The sequence below is a fragment of the Wolbachia endosymbiont (group B) of Gerris lacustris genome (assembly GCF_964028355.1).
GTDB lineage: Bacteria > Pseudomonadota > Alphaproteobacteria > Rickettsiales > Anaplasmataceae > Wolbachia.
Window position 1 is genome coordinate 774,369 of the sequence record NZ_OZ034761.1, and the last position, 16,824, is coordinate 791,192.

11 protein-coding genes are annotated in these 16,824 nt (G+C 33.2%); 8 read left to right on the forward strand and 3 right to left on the reverse strand.

Features of this window, described 5'->3' with window-relative positions; genetic code table 11:
* Positions 1–44: 44 nt before the first annotated feature.
* Both ABWU62_RS04010 and ABWU62_RS04015 read left to right on the forward strand, forming a co-directional pair.
* Positions 45–4,529 carry an ankyrin repeat domain-containing protein gene (locus ABWU62_RS04010; RefSeq protein WP_353287613.1) on the forward strand — a complete coding sequence of 1,495 codons (4,485 nt, stop codon included), beginning with the start codon at positions 45–47 and terminating at the stop codon, positions 4,527–4,529.
* 20 nt (positions 4,530–4,549) lie between these two features.
* Positions 4,550–4,705, forward strand: coding sequence for a hypothetical protein (locus tag ABWU62_RS04015; protein WP_353287614.1), 156 nt, complete (start codon positions 4,550–4,552; stop codon positions 4,703–4,705).
* A gap of 127 nt (positions 4,706–4,832) precedes the next feature.
* On the opposite strand, the gene ABWU62_RS04020 is transcribed toward ABWU62_RS04015, so the two are convergent.
* Positions 4,833–5,786, reverse strand: a complete 954-nt coding sequence (locus ABWU62_RS04020; RefSeq protein ID WP_353287615.1) for an Rpn family recombination-promoting nuclease/putative transposase — start codon at positions 5,784–5,786, stop codon at positions 4,833–4,835.
* A 205-nt stretch (positions 5,787–5,991) separates the two neighbouring features.
* On the opposite strand from ABWU62_RS04020, the gene mutL reads away from it, so the two are divergent.
* The 5 genes from mutL (at position 5,992) to ABWU62_RS04045 (ending at position 11,381) form a co-directional block, all read left to right on the forward strand.
* Positions 5,992–7,800, forward strand: coding sequence for a DNA mismatch repair endonuclease MutL (gene mutL, locus ABWU62_RS04025; protein ID WP_353287616.1), 1,809 nt, complete (start codon positions 5,992–5,994; stop codon positions 7,798–7,800).
* A gap of 68 nt (positions 7,801–7,868) precedes the next feature.
* On the forward strand, positions 7,869–8,807 hold the full coding sequence (locus ABWU62_RS04030; protein ID WP_353287617.1) for a helix-turn-helix domain-containing protein: 939 nt from the start codon (positions 7,869–7,871) through the stop codon (positions 8,805–8,807).
* Between the two features lie 281 nt (positions 8,808–9,088).
* A protein-coding gene (locus tag ABWU62_RS04035; protein WP_353287093.1) for an IS5 family transposase occupies positions 9,089–9,881 on the forward strand; the annotation gives its coding sequence in 2 pieces (ribosomal slippage) (positions 9,089–9,352 and positions 9,354–9,881; 792 coding nt in all).
* Positions 9,878–10,324 carry a DNA repair protein RadC gene (locus tag ABWU62_RS04040; RefSeq protein WP_353287618.1) on the forward strand — a complete coding sequence of 149 codons (447 nt, stop codon included), beginning with the start codon at positions 9,878–9,880 and terminating at the stop codon, positions 10,322–10,324. Before ABWU62_RS04035 ends, ABWU62_RS04040 begins: the two co-directional genes overlap by 4 nt.
* A 51-nt stretch (positions 10,325–10,375) precedes the next feature.
* Positions 10,376–11,381, forward strand: a protein-coding gene (locus ABWU62_RS04045; protein WP_353287619.1) for an IS630 family transposase whose coding sequence is annotated in 2 segments (ribosomal slippage) — positions 10,376–10,837 and positions 10,839–11,381 — 1,005 coding nt in all. Because the reading frame shifts where the segments join, the coding sequence is not laid out codon by codon here.
* Here the strand turns inward: ABWU62_RS04045 and ABWU62_RS04050 are convergent.
* A complete protein-coding gene (locus tag ABWU62_RS04050; protein WP_353287620.1) occupies positions 11,344–12,915 on the reverse strand; it encodes an ankyrin repeat domain-containing protein in 1,572 nt (523 codons plus the stop codon). The genes ABWU62_RS04045 and ABWU62_RS04050 overlap by 38 nt on opposite strands.
* Before the next feature lie 316 nt (positions 12,916–13,231).
* Complete coding sequence (locus tag ABWU62_RS04055) at positions 13,232–14,578, reverse strand: ATP-binding protein (protein WP_353287611.1); 1,347 nt, start codon at positions 14,576–14,578, stop codon at positions 13,232–13,234.
* Between the two features lie 812 nt (positions 14,579–15,390).
* Between ABWU62_RS04055 and ABWU62_RS04060 the strand changes: the two genes are divergently transcribed.
* Entirely contained in the window at positions 15,391–16,641 is a 1,251-nt protein-coding gene (locus ABWU62_RS04060) for a hypothetical protein (protein ID WP_353287621.1), read from the forward strand.
* The last annotated feature ends 183 nt before the right edge of the window (positions 16,642–16,824 follow it).

Here is a 16,824-nt window from a genome sequence, read left to right on the forward strand (position 1 = left end):
TTTATTGTTAAATAGTTAAAAGAAGGTATTAGTAGGTAATCAATATGGATAACTATGAATTAATCAGAATGTTGATAGAAGGTGATACTCTAACTTTTAGGGATAAATTACAATCATTTATTGAGCAGCTCCCTGATAATAAGCGTTCTGTAAATAAAGAAGGGTTTTTTCCTTTATTTGTATTAGGTGGGTTTTTAGCTTTGCCAGATACTGAATTGGGGGAAAGTTTAGGAGTTAAGCAAGTATTTTTTCGTGTTGAAAAGTATAAAAAAAATAATAAATCTTATGTTAATGGGGTTAAATTTGCCATTTTAACAAAGGAACAAAATAAGAAAGATAAGTTACTGTTTATTGTAGTTTATGAAAAGAATTCTATAGTATTTACTCCAGATGAGATAGGGTATATAAAATCTAAATTAAGCAGCTATGATACTGAGGAAGCATCGCACTCTATTCAGATAAAGCATGAAGATAAGGGTATAGTAGTACATGATAAATGTAATGATGACTTATTCCCTAAGTTACAGCAATCTACTCCTAAAAAGGGTGAATTATTTGTTTTAAAGGAAAGAACAGAGAAGAAAAATTTAGAAGAGTTAATTTCCAAATGCTTTCTTCTTGATGTAGATAAAGTTTCGAGTGGTATTAAAGAAGTATTTGATTATTTTGATTCACTAGTTCAAGATTACATAATTAAGAAAAATGGAAATTTTGACCGCGAGTCTGATTATCACGGGTTATTGTCTGGTTTCTTTGTGATGTTATTTAAGTATCGATACAATCTTAAGCTTTATCCTGAATTATCTTTAGGTGAAGGCTATAGTGATATTGTTGTATTAGTTCGATCACAAGAGCGGTTAAATAATGTTATTCCTATAATAGTAGAACTTAAAGCTGGTAAAGGTTTAGCTATTCAAGGTGATCCTTTTGAGCAAGCAAAAAAATACGCCGAGGCATTTAAGTATGGTCCACGGAGGATGATCACAAATAATAATAATGTTATCTACGCAGTGCTTAACTTTGATTTGTCTCATGATAGAATTGAAATAGATACAACAGCTAGAGATAGTCAACATCTCAGCCCTTTTTTACAGTTACTATTAGAATCTGATGATAAAGGTATTATATATGAACAATTAAAGTATCTTTATTATACCATACCAAATTTATCTGACAATTACTATATGTATACTAGTAAGATACTATTAGGGGAATTAATGCCAGCTAAAGCAGAAAAGGGAATATGGAATAAGTATATTTTCCAACATGATAAGGGTGTTTCTAATGATATCACATCATTTGGATTTTTAAATTCAGGTAAAGATCAGTTGGTATTACTTAATGTGATTAGAGGTGATTCAAGAAATAAGAAAATTAATATAGATGGGATAATTGAAAAAGATGAAGAAGCTAATATAAAGCTTAATATGGATGAGTCGATTCAGAATAGTAGAAATTTAAAAATAAAAGAAGTTAATTTATTACTAAAAACAAAGAAAGCAAATATAGGTGAATTTGAGAACTGGTGTAGGAAAGTTCAAGTGAATTCTTACAGAAATTTAGATGACTATAATGAAAAAAAGACTCAGAGCTTTGACGAAAAATGTGTCAAATTGGATGTTGATGTAAATAAGTTGAATGGCCTACTAAATAAGGTAGTAAATAAGAAAGTAGATGGTGCACAATCTGATGCAGAGCACCGTATAGGGTTATTTAAAGAAGTTAGTCAAGTTTTATTACCCTTCAAGGAGTTAATTGATAGTGAAGTAGATTTTCAAGCCATGCTACATGGTTTACTTATGTATTATCAAGAGTCTACTAGTAGTAAAAAGCTTGTAGGTGTTATTTCAGAGGTTCAAACTGGTGGTGGGAAGCGTATTGATATCGGGGTGGTTGGAGGGGAAATATTTACTGGTATAGAATTAAAATTTGATAAAACTGGAGGCATAGTACCTGAGGGAGAAGAATTAACAACCAAAGCTAAGGAAGCTGAAAGTCAGTTAGAGCGTTATAAAAAACAACCGAATAATATAAAATCCTTAATAGATAGCGAGGAGGCAAGACTGTTTTGGGCAGTGTTTCACAAAGGTGCTAATGAGCCTAAATTGTTAATTGAAACACGCAGTGAGTTTTATGCTTTTCAGTTAGATCATAGCTCAATGTGTCTTCTGTCTTCTTCTTTATCTCGAAGAAAACTTGCTACACAAGAGGAAGATTATTTCTCGCTTATTATGGAAGGTTGTCTATATAATATTGAACTTTTGTTAAGTAAAGGTAATAACACTGAAGTTAAAGACAATCATGGTTGCACTCCTTTACATTATGCTGCTAAATGTAGTAAGTTAGATATAGTTAACCTTCTCTACACAAAAGGTGCTAACATTAAAGCTAAAAACAAGAATGGTAAAATGCCTTTAGACTTCATTAATCTTTTTCTTAAGGGTAGTGGTAAGGATATTAAGAATAGCGATAAAGATTGGCCAAAATCTTGGAAACCTCTCCATTATGCTGCCTACAACGGTAATGTGGGCATAGTGCAGGAGATGTTTGAACTACTTTTAAAAGAAAGTAATAACGATATTAATGTTAGGGATGGAAAGTATGAATATGCTCCTTTACACGTTGCCGTCTATTACAATAGGACTGAAATAGTTGAATTTCTCTTGAATAAGGATGCTAACATTGAAGCTAAGGATGTATATGGTAAAACTCCTTTACATGAAGCTGCAAAGGGTAAATTGGATATGGTTAAACTTCTTTGCAAAAAAGGTGCTAATATTGAAGCTAAGGATCATGATGATTGGACTCCTTTACATTATGCTGTTAAGTATGGTAACTTGGATGAAGTAAAGTTCCTCTGCGAAAAAGGTGCTAACATTAGAGCTAAAAGTAAGAAAGGTGGGATACCTCTATGCATAGCTGATCAATTTGGAAAGGTAGATATAATTGATTTTCTGTTAAGTAAGGGTGCTACTATTGAAGCAAGTGACTTTAATGATAATACAGCGCTTAATTTAGCCCATTGTATAAAGGGAGTTATGGAGAAAACAAACAATAATGTGCCACCTGACTTTGAAAAATTGAAGAATAAGTTACCGAAGTCAGTGAAGAATGTGGTGTTTGCGTTAAAAGTATGTATTACGAATGTTAATTTTAATGAATACTTGTACGCTGGTTCTGATAGTGCTTCTTTGAGTTATTCAAACCAGAGGAGGGCAGTATATACCTGGGTTCCATCGAAAAAAGATAATCCTCCTGGTTCATGCGGTAACGATAAGCAAGGTATGTGGAAGATTCAACTCCATGGCGATTATGTTTGCATCACGAATGTTAATTTTAATGAATACTTATACGCTGGTTCTGATAGTGCTTCTTTGAGTTATTCAAACCAGAGGAGGGCAGTATATACCTGGGTTCCATCGAAAAAAGATAATCCTCCTGGTTCATGCGGTAACGATAAGCAAGGTATGTGGAAGATTCAACCCCATGGCGATTATGTTTGCATCACGAATGTTAATTTTAATGAATACTTATACGCTGGTTCTGATAGTGCTTCTTTGAGTTATTCAAACCAGAGGAGGGCAGTATATACCTGGGTTCCATCGAAAAAAGATAATCTTCCTGGTTCATGTGGTAATGATAAACAAGGTATGTGGAAGGTTGAAGATTTTGGATCTATTCGCAAGAGACGTGATATACAAGAATTAGAAAGTAAAATGAGTTTAAATTCTGATCTCTATGTTGATGTCAATATTACCGATAAAAATCATTTATCACGTAAACTTCTTACTGAAGATTTAGGTAATCAACCTGAGATAGCAGCAAGTAGTGGCACAAGACCATCTTCATGGATAAATGATTTATTCGGTTGGGCAAAAAGCTCTATAGGTGGATTGTTAAGTTCTAAATCTGTGGGAATATTGAGCACTAAGGATTCAATCTCACAAGTTGATGCGCAAATAGATGTAAATGGTACGATAATGTTACTTGATGTGCTTGTTAGAAAGGTTACGGGTCAAAAATATATTTTTACATCAGATCAGAACGTATCATTGCTGGAAGCTCAGGGCTATGCATTGAATATTACAGAGAAATTTGAGAAAGTAGTAGAGCAAGCTGGATTAAAAAGTGGTGTATCAATGCACCGGTTGAATATTGATTTTTGGGAAATACAGAAAGAAGTTACAGGAAAAATCATGAGTGGTAAATTTGATGAGATTTCAGGGATTTTAAAATCATACATAAAGAAAGCATGTACTGGCGGAGAAGCTGGTAAATTAAGTCCGAAGAAGTTTGACAAGTTTATGATTCAATTTAATAGCAGGCTAAATGTTGTGCTAAATCAACCAATTCAACAGATGTTACACAATGAAAATGGCACATTAGAAGTTGGTGGTGCTAAAAAACAGCAAATGAGTTTAGAGCCTCAAAGTTATTTAAGTAATGCTTCAGTTCACAGACATTCAAAAGTATCAACTTGTCTTTCTGATGTAGGAGTAACCAAGCTTGGAGGTAATCTTAATAGGTAGGTTATAATGTAAGGGGTAATATGCCAAGTAGTGGAAAATTTAAAGTGAGGGTAGCTAAAATAATTAGGGAAACAACCAGTAACAAGTTTGATAGTCTTAATACTAAAATGGATGAAGTAGACATTATTGAACTTACAGCACGTAGCTTTGATATAGAAGTTTGGGTAACGTTATGATAGTAATTTATATAATTCTGTGTGCAATCTTCATAGCCATTTTAGATAGTTCACTAGATTCTTAATTAGGTGATATGTCGAACTTAGAGAAGGTTTTCATAAATGTTGAAGTGAATAAGTAGGAATATTATATTTTTTCCCTGAGTTGTAAAATTTCAGAATGAGAGAGACCTGTAGTTTGTGATATGATATCAGTAGAGACACCAGCTTTAAGTAGGTTTTTGGCCACAGCTATTTTAGCTTGTTTTTCGCCCTCTGCCTTGCCTTCCTGTCTACCTTTTTCATGGCCGATTTGGATGCCTTCTTTCCTGCCCTTCTCTTCTCCAATTTGGATTCCTTCATGTTTAGCATCGTCGAGTTTTTGTTCTAAGATAGCAGCTTCTTTTTGTAAATCCATTACCCTTTCTTCATAAGCTACAAGATCTTTCTCATTCCAATGAAACTTATCTAACTCATCATATGCTAACTTTATTATCGGTGACTTTTCTGCTATTTTTCTTAAATCTTCATCAGTTGTCTCTTCTGCGTATTTGAAGAAAAATAGCCAACGATCTACTACATTTTCTAGCTGCTCTTCTCTGCTCTTAGGAAACTTTGGCAACTCAATGAAGATAAATTGAAAATCTTTTAAATCATGCTCGTTAGTTTTTTCATCTCTTATGGTATGGCTAGATATATAATCAAGCTTATCAGGAAATAAATTACAATTGGAAATAGCAATAAAGAAAACCTTCTTTAAATCAATATACTTACCGCCTTTATCAGCCTGTCTTGAATAAGCCTTAGCAGCATAAAGTTGAGCGCGTTTTTCAAATCCTTTATCACGAGCGAGTTGCATCTCAATCACGTACCTTGCCCCAGTAGAATCCCTGCACAGGACATCAACAATACTCTGCTTATCAGAAGCAATTTCAGGGTCCATAATGGTGCTAAGGAATTCGACTTCTTGTATAGTATTTATTTCAGTAAACCCTAAAATATCATTCAAAAAGTGGATAAGGATATTCTTATTTTTTTCAGTACCGAAGATTTTCTTAAATGTTAAATCTAATTTTGGATCGAGAAACTTCGAAAGAGCCATGAGAAAGTAAGATAAAAAGCATTGATAATCATACACAATTGTGAAGAAATATTCAACTAAAATTAAACTACAGGAGGGCTTGCCATAAAATTTCGTCCTGGGTTTTTTACAATTATTTCTGTTTTGAAATTAGTGAAGATGCCTAATAGAGATTGATTTTTATTAACATTAAAGCTATATCTTCATCAGACTGAGAGTTGGAAATATGGCAATAATTCTTTTAGACACAAAAACTATAAATCGTATAGCAGCGGGAGAAGTAATCGAAAGGCCAGCAAGTGTAGTAAAGGAATTAGTGGAAAATGCAATAGATGCTGGAAGTAGAGAAATAGAGATCACAATAGAAAGTGGTGGGCGTAACCTCATTACTGTGATAGATGATGGAAATGGAATAGAAAAGGAAGATTTGGAACTTGCATTTATGCGCCACGCTACTTCAAAATTAAGCGATAGTGAATTAATAGAAATCAGACATCTTGGCTTTAGAGGAGAGGCTCTACCTTCAATTGCAGCAGTAAGTAGAATGAAATTATCATCTAAGGCAAGTGGAGCAAAGGAAGCATGGTCTATAAGGTATGAAGGCGGAGAAAAAATAGGGGAGCTTATGCCTTGTTCTTTGTTGCAAGGTACATATATTGAAATTCGTGACTTATTTTTTGCCACACCAAATAGATTAAAATTTCTAAAAACCGAGAGGGCAGAAACACAAAGCATTGTTGACATTGTAAATAACTTAGCAATGATTAACTATAGTATTGGGTTTACTCTCACTTCCGGTAATAAAAAGCTCTTAAAATATGCTAAACAAACTTCATTCTTTAACAGATTATGTGAAACAGAAGAAGAATTTCAGAGCAATTCGCTGGAAGTTAAAGAGGAAGAAGAAGGAATCAAACTTACGGGACACATCTGTAAACCAACTATTAGTCGTGGTAATTCAACTCAGATCTATACGTTTGTTAATGGAAGGCCAATAAAAGACAATCTACTTATTGGTGCAATTAGATATGCGTATCAGGACTTTATTCCAAGTGGGAAGTATCCTTTTGCAGTGCTGCACTTAGAGATACCATACGATCAAGTAGATGTAAATGTGCATCCAAATAAATCAGAGGTAAGGTTTCAGAACAAGAGGCTAGTATATGAAATAGTGAGAAGAGGAATAATAAAAGCATTATCGACTAGGTTTGCAGCAAGTGATGTTGAGTCTCAAAATATTGAGGAGTTTGATAGCCAAGAGCCGGTTAATAGTAAAGAGAAAAAAAATCAAAAAGAGTTTTATGAAAAGAGGCCAAGTCTTTTAGAAAATCGTCTAATGAAAGAATTCAATGCACCAGATGAAAGAAGGCAAAGCTTACCAGAAACGTTTAAATATGGAGAATCTCCACTAAAAAAGGAAACTATGGTTCTAGAAAGGAAGCAAATTGATTTGATAGAAGATCACCCTCTAGGATATGCACGCTGTCAGGTCTACAATACTTACATTATTGCTGAGGCTAAAGGCAAATTAATTACAGTAGACCAGCACGCAGCTCATGAGAGGTTGATCTATGAGTGCTTAAAACAAAAATCAAGCATAAAAAGGCAAAAGCTTCTTCTTCCTGAAATAGTCGAGATTAAAAACCAAGCAGGAATGGAGATGGTTGAAATGTATAAAGATAAGCTTTTCGAAATGGGTTTTGGTATTGAAATAGAATCAGAAGGTAAAGTAAGGGTGAAAGAAATACCTGCAATTTTAGGAACAATAAATGTGAAAGAGATGGTGATGAATATAGTTGATAGATTAATGGAGATAGGAGATACTCTACCTATAGAAGAAAAAGTGAACAAGATACTAGCTACCATTGCGTGTCATGGGTCAATTAGAGCTGGAAGGGAAATGAAGTTGGAGGAGATGAATGAGTTGATGAGACAAATGGAGGAAACACCTTATGCTGGGCAATGCAATCACGGAAGACCAACGTATATAGAAATGAAACTAAGTGATATAGAAAAATTGTTTGAAAGGAGATGAGTTCAGTTTATCAAAGAGGCTCCCAATTAAGTATACATAACAGCTCTTCTGGTTATGGAGTATAAAATGTGAAAGAAGAGAATAAATGCTCTAATTTTTTAGATTACAAAGTAATAGGACAGGAAGTAAGAAATCGTAGATTAGCAAAGGGATATACTCAAAAAGATTTAGCAAAAAAAATTGGAACAACATATCAGGTAATACTGCAATATGAAAAAGGAACACGCAGAATTTCAATTAAGAAGTTATATGAATTAGCAGAAGCATTATCAACAACTGCTAGAGACCTAGCTTGCGGACAAGAAGTATCAAATGAGGAAAGGTATGAGGAAGAAGAGATATTAAATCTAGTAAGAAGACATAAAGAGATTAAGGACCAAGAATTACGTGAAACGTTTTATTTATTAACTAAATTCATCCGTATTAGTGAGGAAGAAAGTGGAAAGGCAGTAAAAGTAGAAGTGGCAAAGGGTTTAGTTAAGGAAGGAGTTTCTGCTCATGTTATCTCTCAAACGACCAGTTTATCTATTGATGAATATGATAATGATGAGAAAAAAATTTCTATTCCGTATAAAGTAGGTCAAAGAATAAAAGAATGGAGGTTGAGAAGAGGATACACTCAGGAAGATTTAGCAAGTAAAGTGGGCATAATAAATCAAAGAATATATGAATATGAACAAGGACGAGCTGCTGTTTCACTTGAAATGTTAGGTGAAATAGCAAAGGTACTATTAATTAATATTACAGATCTGCTTCCAGAAACAAGAGAAAATGAGAATAGTGAAGCAGAGCTATCAAGGTTAATAGAAGAATACAAAAAGATTAAAAGCCAAGAACTACGTCATGTACTAATAAAATCTCTGTTTGAAAGCATACAAATTTGCAAAGAGAAAGTGAAGAAAGTAGAGAAGATGAAAATTGCAAAGAATTTAGTTAAGGAAGGAATTTCTATCAATATTATTTTAAAAACAGTAGGCATCTCTTTAGACGAAATTCAACAAATTTAAAATAAAAAAATCAGTATCTATTAATATTTTTATTTTTTGATGAAAAAATAAGTAAAAAAGATTTAAAAATTGATTTGACTTCACTCAAAAGCTATGGCCTTATGCCAATGCTGATAAAAAAACAGCAGTAAATATATAAAAACATTTTGTTATTAGTGAAGGGTAATTTTTATGAACAATAAGAAAGATCGTAGAGAAGAAATAGAATTCAGAGCATTAGAACCTGTACATGATCTCAAGAAAGGAATAAACTAAGAGATAATGTATATAAGTTAGGATATATGAGGAGTGTATACCCAAGTGATATAAGTCGGGAAAGATTTGAGATTATATTACCAGATCTAGAATCCTGTAGAAAAAAAACAAAACCAAGAAAACTGGATTTATATGAGTTATTTTGCGGTGTACTTTATGTGCTAAAAAGTGGCTGTCAGTGGCGAATGCTACCAAAAGAGTTTCCAAAATGGCGCAATTGTTACGATTACTTCAAGAGATGGAGTAAAAAACCGAATGAAGATAGAGAAAGTGTTCTAGAAATTGTCTTAAAAAAAATTAGTTGGAGAGGTTCGTTTCAACAGTGGTCGGAATACAAAAACAAGCTTCTGCATCATTGATGCTCAAAGTGTAAAAAACACCGATATTGCTGAAGAAAAAGGTTATGATGCCGGCAAGAAAATTTCAGGAATAAAGCGTCATATTGCAGTAGATACGCAAGGTTTGCCACATGCAATTTATATTACTACAGCTAATATCGGAGATCGTACTGCTGCTGTAGAGATGATTTGTAACGCAAGAAAAAATCTTTCCGAAGTTCAAAATATACTAGTTGATGCAGGTTATACAGGAGAAAATTTTGCAACTCAAATAAAAACGACTATTGGTGCAACCGTTGAAGTAATAAAACGAAGTGAATTACATACCTTTGTTGTATTGCCAAAAAGGTGGGTTGTAGAGCGTTCTTTTGCTTGGCTGGAAAAGTGTAGACGGTTATGGAAAAATTGCGAGCGTAAACTCAATACTAGACTACAAATGGTCGTTCTAGCTTTTACTGCCTTGCTCCTCAAAAGATTATGAACAGGCTCTTAGAAAGCAACGGTAAAGCTTTACTTGATCGTGAAGTAATAGAAACGTTTCTAAGTGCAGTGCATGACAGGGAAGAAGCTCGAGTTATTGCTAGAAAGCTAATGGATAATTTTGGAATAGGAGGAATTTCAGGTCAGGAAATAGATGACTTGAAAACTATAGAAGGGATAACTGACTCTACAGTAGCAGTAATTTTATGTCTAAAGGAAGCTGCAAAGAGAGTACCAAGAGAAGAGTTAAAGAAAGGACCTGTAATGGATAACTTGGAAACCATAGTAAAATATTTAAGGGTTAGTATTGGCTATTCAGAGGAGGAAAAGATGAAAATAATATATTTTGATCAAAAGTGCCGTTTAAAGGGGGAAGAAGTGTTCACTGGTACAGTGGATAAGGTACCTTTTTATACCAATTCCCGCTATACAAGCAACGAATAGACAATAATGGAAAAAAAGCCATACTGGAGTAAGTAAAATAGCGAGGTTTAGATGGCATTAAGATCAAAATTATTGGATGAAAAAGTGGTGGAATCAGCAAAAGAGATGCTGAAGAAAGTAAGAAATAATGCGTATGTTGCAAAAAAACTAAATGCTGTAATTGCAGCAAAAAAGCACAGTATAACAGCTGTAGCAAAAATATGTTGCATTTCGAGAAAGGCAATTACTACATGGATAAAGCACATAAAATTTGGAAGAGAAGAAAAATTATTTTCTCCACCTCAACGCCGTAGAAAAACTATATTGAACCAAAGTCAACTTGAACAAATTGAGGTGTGGATGGAGGAAAACCCCAATATTACTATTAGAGAAATGAGAATAAGAATCCAAGAAAGATTTGGTTTGAATATCAGCAAATCCACAATACATCGTAATATGCAAAGAATGAAATTCTCATATATCACACCAAGACCAGTTCATAGTGGACAGGATAAAAATAAGCAAGAGGAGTTTAAAAAAAAACCTCAATGAAACTATTGTCATGCATTCTGAAAAAGAGCTATTTTTCTTCGATGAATCACGGTTTGGTACACATTCAAAAGTTGGACATGGGTGGTTTAAAAAAGGCAGTAGGACACAGGTTAAGGTAAAATTAGGTAGGGAAAATTTTTATCTCTATAGTGCAGTTAATCCCAGAAATGGAGAGAATTTTAGCTTATTTGCACCAAACGTCAACACTGCTTGTATAAATATATTCCTTGAACAGATGTCGCAATATTTAGGAATACGAAAGGCTTTTCTCGTGATGGATTGCGCTAGTTGGCATAAGTCAAAAAGTTTAAAGATACCTAAAAATATCGAAATTATATACCTACCACCATACTCACCTGACCTCAATCCTGTTGAGAGGTTTTGGTTATATATAAAACAGAACATTTTGCGCAATAAAATCTACGATACAATTGTTCTGCTTGAGAGCGCTTTGTGTAATTTTATTACCTCTCTTTCCCCTTCCACGGTTAAACAACTCTGCAATGCTTCTTATTTGGTTCATTAATAATGAGAGTTGGTATTACATCATGCAACTCACCATTGGTGGTACTTTTCGCCAATTCAATAAACTTATGAGCATTACTAATATAATTTTCATGAGCTTTTACCATATTAGCTTTATGATCATTAAATTCTGATTCCAGTGCATCAATTACACCAATACCAATTTTACTGTTAAACACTGCTCCTCTTGATAACAACTTACATATTATGTTGCTGGCAACTTTAGGATTTTTCTCTAATTTACTGATTTTTTCTATTACGTGATCTACAAAATTATATGCTTTTTTACCTTGAGAAGAACGCTCAGAAAAACCAATCCTTACTCCGGAGCTTATAGCTTTATTTACGACTTCTTCTAGTTTATACATATCTTGAACTTCAGATATCTTACTTAAAAATTTATTCAGCTCTACCTGATTTGGTGTATTCCATAAAGTTGATTTTACACAATACTTTTCTCCCACATTATAAAAAGATCCACGACAATCCAAGAGAGAATCTTCTTTCTTGCAAAAACTACCTGCGTCTACTGATAGAAATAAATCTACTACTTCCTTATCAATGTTCCGAGCATAATTAAGTATTTTCGAATTACCATCTCCGTCTCGAATACTCAAAATCACCTTCAGGTCTCCGCTATTCTTGTGTTTACCTAGAAACCCTTTTAGATTTTTAATGAAGTTAGCAGCATAACCTGAATGATCCTCATATGCACCAAAACATTCATCAAGCATACGGTATAATTCTGCACTCAAATTCTTTTGGTTATTAGTGAGAAAGCATTCCTCAATATAGTAGTGATGATTATCAATTGCGATCTGCAGTGGGGTTGCTCCTTTTTTATCCTGTATGTTAGAATTAGCTTTTTTCTCTATAAGTAAATTAACATAGTCAGCATGACCAATACTAGCGGCATGATGTAAGGGTGTTTCTCCTCTGTGATCTTGTATATTAGGATTGGCCTTTCCTTTTAAAAGAGAAGCTGCACTAGCAAGAACATCAGTATAATGCAGGGGAGTCCTTCCTTTATCATTCTGTATATCAGGATTAGCACCTGCCTCTAAGAGTAAATCTACAGCTTCATTATATTCTTCAGTTACCTTACCTACAGAAGATACTAGGTGCAATACTGTTAATCCAGATTCTCCTCTTTTAAGGTTAAGAACAGTTTTGAGGTCTTGATTATTCTTATTGCTTTGTAGGAAATTTTTAAGTTTTTCAATATAGTACTCACAATGTCTATCTTCTTTTTGATCATAATGACATGGATCTAAACTTTTAAGAATATTTAGTAATTCTCTATTTAACTCCTTTTGACTTCCTGTTAAATTAGGTGTACTAGCAATCCATGTACATACTATACCCTCAAACGAAAGTTTACTATCCATTAAAAGACGAGAATTAAGCGATGAAAAAAGATGTTTTTTTATCAATTGATACTCTTCATCTAATATTTTGTCAGTGCTTAAATCTTCTCCTAGCTTTTGCTCATATGCTTTTTTATCTTGCCCAGTAATACATTCATTAACAATCATACCACACCTCCTACTAGCCTAAATAGATAATATGTTATGCACAATATATAATATTGGTCAAGCTAATTTCAACATAATATTTTTACTATTTTGCAATGTTTGAGCTTCTGTAGTAAGTTCAGATGTTTACATAAACCTTTAACGTAATAGATATTTTTATATTAGTACCAGTATAAAATGGCCAAATTTATCACAAAACAAACTCAAACCAAAAAGGCAAATAGATAAGTTTGCTTAAACATCAAGTTATAAACAAAAAGCACTCTTTTTCTATTACCATTCAAACTTGATATGACTACCTCAATTCTTCTGCCAGCTAATTCTTGTCTACCAGACTAAGTGATTTTCTGCATTCTTCCAACTTGTTAATAATAACAGGGGCAATTAAAGATTGTCCTTTCAAAGGACTTGGAGTATTTGTACCACTCAAATAACCACTATCATTCTCCTGATTTTGTACGTCTGTTGCAACTTTCAATTTTTGTTTTGTATTAGTTGGCTTTGTAGATGGAATATCACAATTATCACAAAAATTTTTGATCATAGTATGAACATTAGGCTTTTTACTACTTTTTACCTGTTCAACTGCATAGTTTATAAAATCATTCAAGTTTGCTGCTGAAAAAGTAATACTAGCAGTATTTTTTAGAACGTTTTCAATATATGAATCAAAATTTTTACCTTGTAATTCTTTCTTTAGACCCGCTTTCAGTACTTTCCTAAGTGTGTCTCCTTTTAGTTCATGGAACTCAATTTTTTTGTTCAGCCGCTCTCCCCTAATAAGCGCTTGATCTAAATCTCTCATACAGGCATTAGTTGTAGCAAGTACTGTCACATCTTTCCTAGCTTTATCTAACCTATTGAAAAGATCAGTTAAAGACGTTTGATTATTATCAGTACGCTTTCTGCCAATACTGTCAACTTCATCTATGAGAACTATACAAGGAGCGTTTTCTTCTGCTTTATCAAAAACCTTATTTACACTTGATTGTTTAAGTAAATCAGATCCAGGAACTTTTATAAATGTAGTTAGAGATTTAAATTTATCCGCAATTGCCTCAACAATTGTACTCTTACCAGTTCCTGGTGGACCGTAAAAAATGCATCGCACTCCTTCTATTCCTCTTTTTTCTTCAGCATCACCTGATTTTTCTAAGGATATTTTATCAATATTCTCTTCTATTAAATTGCAAATATTAACTAACTCTTCTTTTTGATGTTGTTCAAAAATAAAATCATCAAATGGTTTATTTCCCCTTGCTTTACCTTTTTCATAAAATTCCATGTACAACTTTTCTTCCGTTTGACTTGTTGTTGCAGTACTGGCAAGCACTTCTAACTTTTCATTGAGTAGAATATTAGATTCTTCTAGGTTTTTGATTCGCTTTTCCATCCCATCTTTTGTTGTAGGATTATTAGTTTGCCTTGAAATTTCATTTGGTTTTTTATTTTTACTAATTATTTTGTACGTAAATGCAATTACTGCTATAGAAAGCACAGATATAATTAAAGTAATGGGGAGAGACACACCTAAAACTGCAAATGGAGATAAAAATTCAACATAGGGAGCTATAGCAAAAACCCCAGACGCAAGTAACGTAAGAGTAGCAAGAGTACCAGCTATAAAAGGAAGTCTACTGCCTCTATTATGTGTATTTTTCATACTATTACCTCATAAACCAACCAAAACAGTACTATATAAAATTTCCTAATCAGGACACATCTGTAACCCTTTTAGTTTATCTTAAACATATTAGATAGCATCAACTACTATTGAAGCCTATATAGCCCTTAGTATTTGCATACCCACTCTAATATGGTAAGAGAATAAATACTAGCTATAGTATGTAGCTTTTGTAAAGTCAAATACTAAAAAGCATTCTCGCAGATACTATATCAATCAGCGTCACAAAAAATTTGATTATTTACTTTCTTCAAAAATAGTACCTACCTTTGTGAGAACTTTTTATATAAAAACGGTATTTCAAAAATAAAAACGTGAAATTGTTTGCAACAAAGTTAGGCAAATTAGTTCGTATATAAGTGTGGATGAAATGGGCTAATATGGCTAGTTTTAGCGTATAGTTAAATTATTATATCAAAAAGTTCGTATGGTACGCATGGTAGACCACACGATTCCAAAAAAAATACTTCTCACCACCCTTGGTTTTGACCATTGGAAATGGTTATATTACTTAATTTATTAGCGATATATAATATTAAATTAATATTAGTTCATTTAACAATAAGTATTAAGATAAACTTATAAAAACAGAATTTAAAACAAATAAAACATTATGTATCGAGTATATTTAAGAGGCTTGTATCAAAAGTTATTCAAGTCTAAAAAAAATTTTCAAATTGAGGATTGACAAAACTTACAAAAGGGATATCTTGCTCGAAATGGTATCAAGTTACTATAGTGTATGTTAGACGTAACAGTTTCCATTTTTTTCCATTCATAGAGAGGTGATCATGCTGCGTTCAGATATTCCAAAAGTTTTATTCTCGTCTATTAAAGAGGATGATCCTTATAGAGCATCTAAGCTTTTTCAAATTGAACGCTGGTGCTATGCAAATTGGCGTCTACACCAAAAAAGTGGCAAGAAAGGACGTAATTTTCTTGCACAGGTATTGTCTAGTGAGGATTGTTGGAAAAAAGTAGACAATTTACATGGAGTTAAGCTTGATAGGCAAGTGGTAGGCAAAAAGTTAATTGCGCCAGATTCAGGTAATCTCTTTGATAAGTATGCTATTGCCTGTCGGTACTGTCTAGAAGAAGATATTATTGCTTTATTTGAGGAAAGAAAAGAGGAATTATCGGCTCAAGGTAAGAGTAGTCTATTGGAGTATGAGCACTTAGTTAGGTGTTGCGGGTCGGGTCTTTTAGCGCAGTTTTGGTCACATTTTATAAGCGGTTATATCTCTAAATTAAATTTAGATGGCTGTCATCCATATGAGTACGGGCTTAAATGTGCTATGAGTTTTAAGCAGGAACAGGCAGTGGAATTCTTCTGGAATAAAATAAAATCATTACCTGAAAGTGAGATGAGTGAACAGAAAAAGGATGAAATCTTCATGAAGACAGCAGTATATGCAGCAGGTAGTCGTTGTAACAGTTATCCTGAAATATTCGAATTTTGTTTTAGTCAAATAAATCCTGATAAATATCCAGAACTTCTAAAAAGAGACTTAGCTGAAAATGGTTATTATGGTAGTTTAAATACTCTACAGAGTGCACTTCGCTTTGATCAATTTCAAAGATTGTTTGATTGCTTAAAACCAAGTGATGTTTCAGGAGATTATTATTGTGTTTGGTTAAAGTATATAAGAAAAATAGAAAGCTATTCAAAATCTTGCGTAGATGAAGGAATAAGGCTTTTTATGCATATGTGGACAAAGGAAGGGTTTGATAGCCATCGTGCCTTATTACTAAATGAAGAAATGAGAAGTAGCCCAGTGTTTCAAGGAAGGTTGTTAGTACCTCTAATTAATAGGGGGTGTGTGGAACCAGTATGGGCGGTATTAAGTAAAGCTAATTCTGATCAAATCAAGGAGTTTATGGATTCTAGGCAAGCGGGGTATATACGATCTGTGTTGGAAAAAAGAGATACTGATTCACTGAATAAGTTTCTAGCATATGGAAAGTCTACAGCTGAAGAGCTTACTAGCTTAACTGAGGTTAATTTAAGTAAAGCATGTGAGCAATTAGAGTTGGGTAATTAAGAGGTGTTATAAGGCAATTCTATAAAGCAGGTTGTGGTTTCTTATTACTATTTTAGCTTCTATCAAAAAGAGGTTGCATTATAATACAAATGTTATATACATAAGCCAGCATATGGGTAAAAATAGCTTTTATTATTGATATCTCTGATTGTTATATAATAAGCTTGATATAGTGGGTTTAGC

Coding starts and splice junctions, on each gene's coding strand:
- ABWU62_RS04050 (WP_353287620.1), bottom strand. CDS start 12,915: ATGATTGTTAATGAATGTATTACTGGGCAAGATAAAAAAGCATATGAG.
- ABWU62_RS04040 (WP_353287618.1), top strand. CDS start 9,878: ATGAACAGGCTCTTAGAAAGCAACGGTAAAGCTTTACTTGATCGTGAA.
- mutL (WP_353287616.1), top strand. CDS start 5,992: ATGGCAATAATTCTTTTAGACACAAAAACTATAAATCGTATAGCAGCG.
- ABWU62_RS04055 (WP_353287611.1), bottom strand. CDS start 14,578: ATGAAAAATACACATAATAGAGGCAGTAGACTTCCTTTTATAGCTGGT.
- ABWU62_RS04015 (WP_353287614.1), top strand. CDS start 4,550: ATGCCAAGTAGTGGAAAATTTAAAGTGAGGGTAGCTAAAATAATTAGG.
- ABWU62_RS04060 (WP_353287621.1), top strand. CDS start 15,391: ATGCTGCGTTCAGATATTCCAAAAGTTTTATTCTCGTCTATTAAAGAG.
- ABWU62_RS04020 (WP_353287615.1), bottom strand. CDS start 5,786: ATGGCTCTTTCGAAGTTTCTCGATCCAAAATTAGATTTAACATTTAAG.
- ABWU62_RS04010 (WP_353287613.1), top strand. CDS start 45: ATGGATAACTATGAATTAATCAGAATGTTGATAGAAGGTGATACTCTA.